The organism is Photorhabdus sp. CRCIA-P01, from assembly GCF_003545805.1.
Classification (GTDB): Bacteria; Pseudomonadota; Gammaproteobacteria; order Enterobacterales; family Enterobacteriaceae; genus Photorhabdus; species Photorhabdus antumapuensis.
The window spans coordinates 1-12,451 of the sequence record NZ_NMQR01000043.1 but is presented as its reverse complement, the minus strand read 5'-3'; the positions used below and the strand labels follow the sequence as shown (position 1 = coordinate 12,451).

At 44.2% G+C, this 12,451-nt stretch carries 8 protein-coding genes and 1 pseudogene; all 9 read right to left on the bottom strand.

Going from position 1 to position 12,451, the window contains the following annotated elements; genetic code table 11:
* Positions 1-16: 16 nt before the first annotated feature.
* Complete coding sequence (miaE, locus tag D3222_RS19180) at positions 17-778, bottom strand: tRNA isopentenyl-2-thiomethyl-A-37 hydroxylase MiaE (protein ID WP_118987573.1); 762 nt, start codon at positions 776-778, stop codon at positions 17-19.
* 4 nt (positions 779-782) lie between these two features.
* Positions 783-3,338 carry a DNA mismatch repair protein MutS gene (gene mutS, locus D3222_RS19175; RefSeq protein ID WP_118987572.1) on the bottom strand — a complete coding sequence of 852 codons (2,556 nt, stop codon included), beginning with the start codon at positions 3,336-3,338 and terminating at the stop codon, positions 783-785.
* Positions 3,339-3,662: 324 nt separating this feature from the next.
* Positions 3,663-3,779, bottom strand: a pseudogene (locus D3222_RS19170) (type II toxin-antitoxin system PemK/MazF family toxin); the annotation flags it as partial.
* Positions 3,780-3,987: 208 nt separating this feature from the next.
* Complete coding sequence (locus D3222_RS19165) at positions 3,988-5,103, bottom strand: DUF346 domain-containing protein (protein WP_118987570.1); 1,116 nt, start codon at positions 5,101-5,103, stop codon at positions 3,988-3,990.
* Between the two features lie 491 nt (positions 5,104-5,594).
* Entirely contained in the window at positions 5,595-6,725 is a 1,131-nt protein-coding gene (locus D3222_RS19160) for a hypothetical protein (protein WP_118987569.1), read from the bottom strand.
* A 468-nt stretch (positions 6,726-7,193) separates the two neighbouring features.
* Positions 7,194-8,312, bottom strand: coding sequence for a hypothetical protein (locus D3222_RS19150; RefSeq protein WP_118987567.1), 1,119 nt, complete (start codon positions 8,310-8,312; stop codon positions 7,194-7,196).
* 595 nt (positions 8,313-8,907) lie between these two features.
* The gene (locus tag D3222_RS19145; protein ID WP_118987566.1) at positions 8,908-10,029 is read right to left on the bottom strand and encodes a hypothetical protein; all 1,122 of its coding nucleotides are present in this window, start codon (positions 10,027-10,029) and stop codon (positions 8,908-8,910) included.
* 580 nt (positions 10,030-10,609) lie between these two features.
* Positions 10,610-11,446 carry a hypothetical protein gene (locus D3222_RS19140; protein WP_339367473.1) on the bottom strand — a complete coding sequence of 279 codons (837 nt, stop codon included), beginning with the start codon at positions 11,444-11,446 and terminating at the stop codon, positions 10,610-10,612.
* A 722-nt stretch (positions 11,447-12,168) separates the two neighbouring features.
* Positions 12,169-12,451, bottom strand: a 283-nt coding sequence (locus tag D3222_RS19135) for a transposase (protein WP_198672859.1), incomplete at its 5' end; no start/stop codon positions are given.

Sequence of the window (12,451 nt, the reverse complement as noted above, 5' to 3'; positions counted from 1 at the left end):
TTAATCAATGTTATATTCAAGTTACAGGAACACCACTGTGGAATTTAAAATCGCTATCTGGATTTTGAATCAATTCAGCTTCAACACGGCCAAAATAGTTCACCCGCTCGGTAATATCTTCATTAGCAATAGATTGAGCCAGAGCAAGATAATCTTGGTAATGGCGCGTTTCAGAGCGAAGTAGCGAGATATAAAATTTACTCAATTCTTCATCAAGATGAGGTGCCAGTTTGGCAAAACGCTCACAGGAGCGTGCCTCAATATAGGCGCCGATAATCAGTTTATCCACTAGTGTATAAGGCTCGTGGTTGATGATATGGCTAAGCATTCCTTTAGCATAACGGCTGGCACTGATACTTTCATAGCTAATATTGCGTGCATCCATGATCTCCAGCACCTGATAGAAGTGATGTAACTCTTCTTTAATCAGCAATACCATTTTATCAATCAGATCCTGGCTATAGGGTGAATTAGCTTTGGCGGTGATCTGCTTGGTTGCCTGATTTTGACCTCTTAATGAATTGAGATCGCCCATTTTCTTGTAGGCAAAATCTTCATAAGGCTTAAACCATGCCAGAAGTGTATCCGCACTTTGCTGATCCACAGCATACTTACGGATCAAATACATAGCGCTCTGTGCTGCTTTCAGTTCACATAACAGATGATCCCGTAGTAGCACAGGTAAATTTTCAGGCTGTTTTGCTTTATCTACCCACAGATCTGGGGTTTCACATTGCAAAAAGCGGTATATAGGTTGTAAAAGGTTTTTGTCAAACACGTTCTTACACCATGTCTTTCAACCGATAAATCCATTCCAATGCCTGACGTGGAGTCAGTGAGTCTGGATTGAGATTTTCCAATGCTTCAACCGCCGGTGAGGTTTCTTCTGTTAACAACGCAAGTTGCGGTGTATCCACATGACTCGCAGTTGCATTGTTAGACAGTGATTCCAGCTCTTTAAGTTTCTGGCGGGCCCGTTTAATCACTTCACGGGGAACGCCAGCGAGGGAAGCAACGGCCAGCCCATAACTCTTACTGGCTGCACCCTCTTGCACGCTGTGCATAAAGGCGATGGTATCTCCATGCTCTACCGCATCCAGATGAATATTAACCACACCTTCGAGTTTTTCCGGTAACGTGGTCAGCTCGAAATAGTGAGTGGCAAACAGAGTCATTGCTTTAATGCGGTTTGCCAAATTTTCTGCACATGCCCATGCCAGAGAAAGGCCATCGTAGGTTGATGTCCCTCTACCAATCTCATCCATCAATACCAAACTTTGTTCTGTCGCATTGTGCAAGATATTGGCGGTTTCGGTCATTTCCACCATGAAGGTTGAACGGCCGGATGCCAGATCATCGGAAGCGCCTACACGGGTAAATATACGATCAACCGGGCCGATGACAGCTTTTTCAGCCGGTACAAAGCTACCGATATAGGCCAGAAGTGTAATAAGTGCTGCCTGACGCATATAGGTACTTTTACCGCCCATGTTTGGACCGGTAATAATCAGCAGACGCCGCTGTGAAGATAAAGAGAGTGGGTTTGAGATAAATGGCTCACTCAGAACTTGCTCGACAACCGGATGACGGCCACCGGTGATTTGAATTCCCGGTTTATCACTCAATGTTGGGCAAACATAATTCAGGGTTTCAGCGCGTTCTGCCAGATTTGCCAGTACATCAAGCTCAGCCAATGCTTCGGCACTGGTTTGTAATTCGGCCAGATGAGGCAGTAATAGGTCGAATAATTCTTCATACAGGGCTTTCTCTATTGCTAGGGATTTGCCTTTCGAAGTCAGAACCTTATCTTCATATTCTTTTAACTCAGGGATGATATAACGTTCAGCATTTTTCAGTGTCTGGCGGCGGACATAATGAATTGGCACCAGATGGCTCTGCCCTCGGCTGACTTGAATATAGTAGCCATGAACACCATTAAAGCCGACTTTCAGAGTATCAAGACCCAGTTTTTCCCGTTCACGAATTTCCAGTTGTTCCAGATAGTTACTGGCACCATCAGCCAGTGTGCGCCACTCATCCAACTCGCTGTTATAGCCTGGTGCGATTACACCACCATCCCGAATCAATACCGGAGGCGTTTCTACAATCGCTTTTTCAAGCAATTCTTGTAATTCATCAAACCTGCCGATGTTTTTCTGCAATTGCTTGATATAGGGGGAATCTGAGGAGTCCATAATTTGATGGATATCCGGTAATTGCTGGAATGCATGGCGCATTCTTGCCAGATCCCTTGGCCGAGCAGAGCGTAGAGCCAAGCGTGCTAACACACGTTCGAGATCACCTACCTGTAGCAAAAATGGCTGCAACTCCAACCCAATTTCCTGCAAGATAGCAATAGCTTGTTGACGGTTCTCCAATATCTGGCGATCCCTGACAGGCGCATGCAACCAGCGCTTCAACATTCGGCTACCCATTGGGGTAACACACAGATCAAGAACGGAGGCGAGGGTATTATCTGTACCGCCAGACAGGTTTTGTGTCAGCTCCAGATTACGGCGGGTTGCCGCATCCATAATAACCGTATCTTGCTGACGTTCCACCGTGATGCCACGGATGTGAGGCAACGCTGTGCGCTGAGTATCTTTGACGTATTGCAACAGGCAGCCTGCGGCGCGCAGAGCGCGTGTTGCTTTTTCCACACCAAAACCGACCAGATCACGGGTACCAAATTGCAGATTAAGTTGCTGCTTTGCTGTATCCAGTTCAAATTCCCATAAAGGGCGGCGGCGCAGGCCATGAAAATTTTCAATCAGCGCCATATGTTCAAAACTTTCAGGATAGAGTAATTCAACAGGACGGCTACGTTGCAATTCAGCGGCTATCGTTTCCTGCTCTGCCATTTCAGATATTTGGAAGCGGCCAGACGTCACATCCAGTGTGGCATAACCAAATCCTTGATTATCGTGCCAAATCGCTGCGAGCAGGTTATCTTGCCGTTCCTGCAATAAAGCTTCATCTGTCACGGTACCGGGGGTAACGATACGAACGACTTTACGTTCAACCGGGCCTTTGCTGGTGGCAGGATCGCCAATTTGCTCACAGATAGCGACTGATTCGCCTAATTGAACCAGCTTAGCTAAATAGTTTTCTACTGCATGATGTGGCACACCTGCCATAGGGATAGGATTGCCGGCCGATTGACCTCGTTTGGTCAGGGAAATATCCAGCAATTTTGCAGCCTTTTTGGCATCGTCATAAAATAGTTCATAGAAATCCCCCATTCTGTAAAACAGCAAGATATCAGGATGCTGTGCTTTAAGACGGAGATATTGCTGCATCATGGGCGTGTGGGTGTCAAAAGTTTCTGTATTAATCATGCAGTGGTCTTAGTTAAATTTGTGAATCAATTCTTTCGTTATGGTATCGCACCAAGCTTTAAACTTACACAAGTAAAATCTGGAAGCAATTCGCAAATTTAGTTGTAATTTTGGTCTGGTTAAATTGGCTCTGTGTGAAAGATAAAGCTGCGTTGCCGAAGTGGTTTAAAGAATTTCCCAATGTTGACTGGTCTTTGTCATCAGTTTTGCCAGCAGCCTAAGCCTTATGTACCAAGAGCTTTTTTATGGAAATTCTTTGTTGAAATTATAGAGCGCTGAAATGGCGGAAGCCTAGCAGTTAGCTAGGCTTCGCAGGTCCCTTACAACGTGCATTCCACGCTGTAATTGATTTTGATCACATTTGCTTGATAGAGGAACAACTATACAGGCATTGCCATCTATTTTACCGTTTATAATAACAACAAGCCGATTTTTTACCATTTCAGGTGGTATAAATAACGTTTCATCATTCTGCTACACATGGCCTTCTTCAACCCATTGTTATACATAGAATTATGAGTGGTATAAGATGTAGCACTATTTTGGAATCTTATTTACCATTGGCCCGATGAAGCGCAGTGAATATTTTCCTTAGCGTATCGGGCCAGAAGGTGACATTTGTCTTATGCAAAGCTGGATTTATTCCAGATTATTTGATTGCGGAAGCGTCGACTAAGGTGCCATTGAGGGATACCCAAGCGGACCACGATGATGTGGTTTGCCTGATGTTCCAGAGTGCGTTATCAGTGCCACGTGCAAAAACTTCCAGTCGACCATCGGCATCTTCTACTGCCGTTGGTGCGCTGGTGATCGTGCCATTTAACGAGGCCCAGTTAGACCACGGACCGGAATGGGAAACTGTTTGCCAGATGTGGTAGAGAGCATTATTGGTGCCGCGTGCAAAAACTTCAAGCCGGCCATCGGAGTTCTTCGCCACTGCTGGGGCGCTAGTGATCACGCCATTCAACGAGGCCCAGTTGGACCATGGATCGGAATGGGGAGCGGTTTGCCAGATGTGGTAGAGAGCGTTATTGGAGCCACGCGCAAAGACTTCAAGTCGACCATCAGCGGTGCCGATGACGACAGGATCGCTAGTGATTACACCATTGAGTGAACCCCAACTTGACCACTGGTTGGAATCGGGAGCGGTTTGCCAGATGTGCCAGAGGGCATTATCAGTGCCGCGTGCAAAGACCTCAAGCCGGCCGTCTGAGTTGATATGAACTGCGGGGTTGCTGGTGATCACGCCGTTCAAAGATTGCCAACTCGACCACGGACCGGAATGAGCGGCAGTTTGTGAGATGTGCCAAAGTGCATTATCGGTGCCACGCGCAAAGACTTCGAGCCGGCCATTGGTATTGGCATATACCGCTGGGTTACTAGTAATTGTACCCCCTAAAGATTGCCAGTTTGACCAACCGGCATTGGCGGCGGTTTGCCAGATATGCCAGAGCGCATTATCGGTGCCACGTGCGAACACTTCTAGTCGACCATCTGTATTGATATAAACGACGGGTTTGCTAGTCACTTTGCCATTAAGTGAGACCCATCCGGACCAAGAAGAGCCTGAGTGTGGTGCTGTTTGCCTATTGTGCCACACGGCATTGTCAGTGCCCACACCGAAAACTTCGAGCCGACCGTCGGTGGTGTTGACTACGGAGACAATTTCAGACAACGCGATTGCTGCATTCTCGATTTCTATCTCATTTGTAACAAGTAGCTCGGTATTATCTGGTTTTGGTATATTAATAGATTCTTCGCGCATATATATCCTCGTTAGAAATAATTTTTCAGATTCACTAAATAGTCATTTAATAAGCAAAATGTTTAATTCTATGAATTAACATTCACACTTTTACTCTTTATTCTTTGAAGAAATAGTTAATGCTTTATTTAATGCTGATTGATAGTCCGTGAAGTATTAAGTGGATGCGATGCTACATTATAAAACCTCTTGTGCTTGTATATATTTTTACATACAGTCATTCAAAAATAATAAGTTATAAATAAATTATTTCCCTGTTTTAATGTTTCTTTTTTCTTATATTTGAAAAATATATTTTTATTATAAATAACGGGAGCGAACTTGAGTGAATTCCCGGCTTGTGTGTCGAATATTGGGTTAATTCCAGCAAATAAGGGACTACTGGCCCGATGCAGCACAGTGAATGTTTTCTCTAATGCATCAGGCCAAAAAGTTATGTATGTCTTGTGCGGAGCTGAGCTTGACAGATTATTTCATTGTTTAAGCGTCGCTCAAGGTGCCCCAAGGGATGTCCAGCCAGACCATGAACTAGACCATGAACAGGATGCTACCTTCTGCCAGATGTGCCAGAGCGCTTTATCGGAGCCGCGAGCAAAGACTTCAAGGCGACCATCGGCGTTAGCATATACGGCAGGGTCACTGGTAAGTACGTTCCCTAAATATTGCCAGTAGTCTGACCAGCCGGAATTGGGCGCGGTTTGCCAGATGTGCCAGAGGGCGTTATGGATGTTATCGGCGCCGCGGGCAAAGACTTCAAGGCGACCATCGGCGTTGGCATATACGGCAGGGTTGCTAGTAATTGTGTTCTTTAAAGATTGCCAGTCTGACCAGCCGGAATTGGGCGCGGTTTGCCAGATGTGCCAGAGGGCGTTATCGGTGCCGCGGGCAAAGACTTCAAGGCGACCATCGGCGTTGGCATATACGGCAGGGTTGCTAGTAATTGTGTTCCCTAAAGATTGCCAGTCTGACCAGCCGGAATTGGGCGCGGTTTGCCAGATATGCCAGAGGGCGTTATCGGCACCGCGGGCAAAGACTTCAAGACGACCATCGGCGTTAGCATATACGGCAGGGTTACTGGTAATTGTGTTCCCTAAAGATTGCCAGTCTGACCAGCCGGAATTGGGCGCGGTTTGCCAGATGTGCCAGAGCGTGTTATCAGCACCGCGGGCAAAGACTTCAAGACGACCATCGGCGTTAGCATATACGGCAGGGTCACTGGTAATTGTGCTCCCTAAAGATTGCCAGTCTGACCAACTGGAATTGGGCGCGGTTTGCCAGATGTGCCAGAGCGTGTTATCAGCACCGCGGGCAAAGACTTCAAGGCGACCATCGGCGTTAGCATGTACGGCAGGGTTACTGGTAATGGTGTTCCCTAAAGATTGCCAGTTTGACCAATCGGAATTGGACGCGGTTTGCCAGATGTGCCAGAGGGCGTTGTCAGCACCGCGCATGAATACTTCCAATCGACCATCCAAATTACGAGAAACAGCGGGTTTGTTAGTCACTGAGGTAATGCTGGACATCGCGATAGATGAGTTTCCGGTTTTTAGCTGTATTAGCTCATTTGTAACAGAAAACTCGGCATTATCTGGCTTTGGTATATTAATAGCTTTTTCTTGCATATATATCCTCGTTAGAAATGATTTTTTAGATTCACTAAATAGTCATTTAATAAGCAAAATGTTTAATTCTATGAATTAACATTCACACTTTTACTCTTTATTCTTTGAAGAAATAGTTAATGCTTTATTTAATGCTGATTGATGGTCCGTGAAGTATTAAGTGGATGTGATGCTACATTATAAAACCTCTTGTGCTTGTATATATTTTTACATACAGTCATTCAAAAATAATAAGTTATAAATAAATTATTTCCCTGTTTTAATGTTTCCTTTTTCTTATATTTGAAAAATATATTTTTATCATAAATAACGGGAACGATTTCGAGTGAATACAGGGTTTGTGTGTCGAGTATTGAATTAACTCTATCAAATGAAGTACTACTGGCCGGATGCAGAATAGTGAATGTTTTTCTTAATGCGTCCGGCCAGAATGTTATGCGAGTCTTGTACCAAGCTGATCTTTCGAGATTATTTAACCGCTGAAACATCGATTAAGGTGCCGCCGAGGGATGCCCAAGCGGACCACGATAATGATGTAGTTTGCTGAATGTGCCAGAGGGCGTTATCCGCACCGCGTGCAAAAACTTCAAGTCGGCCGTCAGCATTCTTCGCCACCGTAGGAGCGCTGGTAATCGCACCAGACAATGAGGCCCATTCAGACCATAAACCAGATGCAATCGTCTGCCAGATGTGCCAGAGAGCGTTATTGGGGCCCCGCGCAAAGACCTCAAGCCGGCCGTCGGCGTTGATATGTACTGCTGGGTCGCTGGTGATGACACCGGACAGTGACTGCCAGTTTGTCCAACCTGCATTAGGAGCAACTTGCCAGATGTGCCAGAGAGCGTTATCGGAGCCGCGTGCAAAAACCTCAAGCCGGCCGTCAGAGTTGCTGATTACCACCGGATTGCTGGTTATCACACCACTCAGTGACTGCCAATTTGTCCAGGGGTAGGTATGAGAAGTCGTTTGCTTGATGTACCAGAGAGAGTAATCGTTGCTGCGCGCAAAGACCTCAAGCAGACCACTGGCATTGATATATACCGCTGGATCACTGGTAAGCACGCCATTTAGTGACTGCCAGTTCGACCATGGACCTGCATGGGGAGCGGTTTGCCAGACGTGCCAGAGAGCATTATCAGAGCCGCGCGCAAAGACCTCAAGCCGTCCATCGGAGTTGATATATACCACTGGATTGCTGGTGATCTGACCACCTAAAGATTGCCAGCCTGACCAACTGGCGTTGGGGGCGGTTTGCCCGTTATGCCATAGGGCATTATCTGTGCCACGTACGAATACTTCCAATCTGCCGTCTGAATTAATGTAGACGGCGGGTTTGCTGGTCGCTCCTTCATTCAGTGAGTACCAGCCAGACCAGGAAGATCCGGTATTTGGTACTGTTTGCCAACTGTGCCACACAGCATTATCGGTGCTCACGCCGAAAACCTCGAGCCTGCCATCAGCGTTGTTTGCCGCTGAGATAACTCCGGGTAATGCTGTCCAAGAGATTTCGTTGGATATTTCTACTTTGTTTGCAACAGATGACTCGGTATTATCTGGATCTGGTGTATTAATAGATTCTTTTTTCATATATATATCCTTTTTGGGCATAATTTTTTAAATTCATTAGATAGTCATTTAATAAGAAATATGTTTGATTTCACATTAATACTTTCGATTGCGTTCTTATATTTCTCTTCATAAAATGAATCAGTAATATTTTATTTGACGTTGAATTATAATTCTTAAGTTATCGGAGAAATGTGATTTTATATTATGTGGCTCTATATGTTGATATATATTTTTAAATACGAGCGTCTAAAAAACATTAATTGTATATAAATTATTTTCTTATTTTAAAGTTTTATTTATTTTCTATTTTAAGTCTGTTTTTTTACGGTTATTTTATTTTTGTTCAAAATATCTGATGATCATTATTAAAGTAAATAAGGTTTCATAATTCCGCTACACGCGGTTTTCTTCAACTCATTGTTATACATAGGGTTGTTGGTAGATAAGATGTAGCACCATTTTGGAAAGTTATTTACACAATTTGTTATCTGGCTATTGGGTTAACTCCAGCAAATTAGGTACTACTGGTCCGATGCAGCGAAGTAAATGTTTTCCTTAAATGCATCGGGCCAGAAGATTATGCATGTATTGTGCGAAGCTGACTCCTGCCAGATTATTTGATCACGGAAGCGTCGATAAAAATACTACCGAGGGAAACCCAATTAGACCACTGATTGGCATTGCAGGTGGTTTGCCAGATGTGGAAGAGTGTGTTGCCGCAGAGAACAAAGACTACAAACTGACCATCAGAGTTCGTCGTGACTTCTGAGCCGCTGGAAAGCCCAGTACCCAATGTGGCCCAGTTGGACCATGAACCGGAATAGGTATCATTTTGCCAGATATGGAAGAGTGAGAGTGCTTTGTTTGCGCCGCGCACAAAGACTTCAAGCCGGCCGTCGCAGTTCTTTGCCACCGTAGGGGCGCTGGTGATAATACCACTCAATGAGCTCCAGTTAGACCACTGACTGGAATAGGGGCCGGTTTGCCCGATGTGCCAGAATGCATTATCGACACCACGCACAAAGACCTCAAGCCGACCATCAACGGTGCGGATGACCACTGGATCACTCGTGATGATGCCACCTAATGATTGCCAGCTAGACCACCCGGCATGGGGAGTGGTTTGCCAGACATGCCAGAGTGCGTTATCGGCACCCCGAGCAAAGACCTCTAATCGACCATCGGAGTTGATATGGATTGCTGGATTACTAGTGATTACTTGGCCCAGAGAACACCAATTAGACCACGGACCGGAATGGGGAGCGGTTTGCCAGATGTGCCAGAGTGTGTTATCGGCGCCGCGCGCAAAGACTTCAAGTCGGCTATTGGCGTTGACATATACCACGGGGTTACTGGTAATCATGCCACCTAAAGATTGCCAGCCTAAAAAACCGGCGTTAGGAGCAATTTGGCAGTTATGCCATAGCGCATTATCGGTACCACGTGCAAATACTTCTAATCGACCGTCTGAATTGATATGGACGGCGGGTTTGCTAGTCACTTTTAAGCCAAGTGAGGACCAGCCAATCCAGGAGGAACCTGTATGTGTCGTTTGCTCATTCTGTAATATTACATTGTCAGTACTCACACCGAAAACCTTGAGCCGCCCGTTGGCAGTGTTAGTTACTGAGACAGTTCCAGATACCGCGATAGGTGAGTTTTCGGTTGCTAGCTGATCTGTAACAGATAGCTCGGTATTATCTGGATTTGATGTATTGATAGATTGTTCTTGCATATATATATCCTCTTTAGTAATAATCTTTGAGATTCACTAAATAGTTATTTAATAAGCAAGATATTTAATTCTTTGAATTAATATTCTTACTTTTATTCTTTAGAGAAATAATGAATATTCTATTTGATACTGGTTTATGAACCGTAAAGTGTCAAATAAATGTAATGTTAAATTATAAAATTTCATGCGCTTATATATGTTTTTACATGCGGTTATTCAAAGGTGATAAATTATAAATGAATTATTTCCTGTTTTAAGGTTTCCTTTTTATTATATTTGAAAATATATTTTTATCATGATTATTTTAATTTTATTAGAAACATCTGATAATCAAGTGGTTGCTTTGTTAGATATTACTTTCCAGATAATGCAACTAAGTGTCTATTTTAGATGGATAAAATTATATGTTTGTCGTCAATAAAATACGAGAGTTTGAGCGAATGCAAGGTTTGTGTGTTGAGAATTGGGTTAACTCCAGCAAATTAGGTACTACTGGCCCGATACAGAGCAGTGAATGTTTTCTCTAATGCATCGGGCCAGAAAATTACGCGTATATTGTGTGAATCTAGCTCCTGCCAGATTATTTGATCACGGAAGCGTCGATTAAGGTACCGCCAAGAGAGGTCCAGTTAGACCATTTATCGGGAGCGATTTGCCAGATGTGCCAAAGTGCGTCGTCACCGCGTACAAAGACCTCAAGTTGACCATTAGAGTTTTCCACGGCTTCTGGGCCGCTGGAAAGTACGCCGCCCAATGAAGTCCAGTTGGACCATGGACCAGAATGGGTATCACTTTTCCAGATGTGCCAGAGTGCGTTATCGGTAGCGCGTACAAAGACGACAAGCCGATTGTCGAAGTACTTTATTACTGTAGGGGCACTGGTGATAGAGCCACCCAATGAGGCCCAGTTAGACCACTGATTGGAGTAAGGGGCGAGTTGCCAGATGTGCCAGAGTGCATTATCGATGGCGCGTACAAAAACCTCAAGCCAGCCATCGACGGTGCGGATGACCACTGGATCACTCGTGATGGTGCCACCTAATGACTGCCAGCTTGACCAAGAACCGGTATGGGGAGCGGTTTGCCATATGTGCCAGAGTGCGTTGTCGGCTCCGCGGGCAAAAACCTCAAGCCGACCATCAGAGTTGATATGGACTGCCGGGTTACTGGTAATCACTTGGCCCAGGGAATACCAGCTTGACCACGGATTGGAGTGGGGAGCGGTTTGCCAGATATGCCAAAGTGTGTTGTCGGCGCCGCGGGCAAAGACTTCAAGCCGGCTATCGGTGTTGACGGATACCACAGGGTTACTGGTGATCGTTCCACCTAAAGATTGCCAGCCTGACCAACCGGCGTTGGGGGCGGTTTGCCAGTTATGCCATAGGGCATTATCGGCACCACGTACAAATACTTCCAATCGACCGTCTGAATTGATGTGAACGGCAGGTTTGCTGGTCGCTTTTAAACCGAGTGAGGTCCAGCCGGTCCAGGAAGAGCCTGTATGTGTCGTTTGTCCATTGCGCCATACTGCATTATCAGTGCTTACACCAAAAACTTCGAGTCGACCGTTGTAGGTGTTCGTTACTGAGACAATGCCGGACACCGCGATAGGTGAATTTTCGGCTTCTATCTCGTTTGTAACAGATAACTCGATATTGTCTGGATTTGATGTATTAATTGGCTCTTTTTTCATATACATATCCTCGTTAAAAATAATTTTCAGGTTCAATAAATACTTATTTAATAATAAAAATATTGAGTTTTTGGAATTAATTTTTTTGTTTATATCCTGATTGTTTTATTAAACAATAAATTATTAATGTGTTATTTGAAGTTGATTTATGATTGTTAAATCATTGGAAAAAAGATTCTATATTATAAAGCTCTAAGTATTGGTATATATTTTTGCATACAATCATTTAAAAACAATTAATTGCATGTAAATTATTTCATTGTTTTAAAGTTTCATTTGAATTTCTGTTTTAAATATATTTTATGGTTGTTTTAATTTTATTAAAAATGCCTGATAGTATATTATATTTACGCAATAATTTAAACCGGTGCCGAGCTTTCATTTTTTAAATTATGTTAACTCCGACGAAAAGAGAAAATAATTTATATTGATATACCCAAGAAACTTCAAGATGCAGTTTTTAGCACCTGAAAATGGTCGTTAATTCTAGACGTCAGCGAGTCCGCTATATCAGGTAACGTTGTGGTGAAAAATTTGAAGACTTTGTCTCGAAATTCATGCTTATCAGCGAAATAACGGTTATTTCGAACCTGTTCATTCATGACCTTCCATAATCGCTCTATCGGGTTTAAATTTGGGCTGTATGGAGGAAGGTAATGTAACTCAATATTGCTAACATAAGCCCACTCCTTCACAAGATGAGCTTTGTTGTAACCCGCCCCATCCACA

Coding starts and splice junctions, on each gene's coding strand:
- D3222_RS19150 (WP_118987567.1), bottom strand. CDS start 8,312: ATGAAAAAAGAATCTATTAATACACCAGATCCAGATAATACCGAGTCA.
- D3222_RS19160 (WP_118987569.1), bottom strand. CDS start 6,725: ATGCAAGAAAAAGCTATTAATATACCAAAGCCAGATAATGCCGAGTTT.
- D3222_RS19145 (WP_118987566.1), bottom strand. CDS start 10,029: ATGCAAGAACAATCTATCAATACATCAAATCCAGATAATACCGAGCTA.
- D3222_RS19165 (WP_118987570.1), bottom strand. CDS start 5,103: ATGCGCGAAGAATCTATTAATATACCAAAACCAGATAATACCGAGCTA.
- mutS (WP_118987572.1), bottom strand. CDS start 3,338: ATGATTAATACAGAAACTTTTGACACCCACACGCCCATGATGCAGCAA.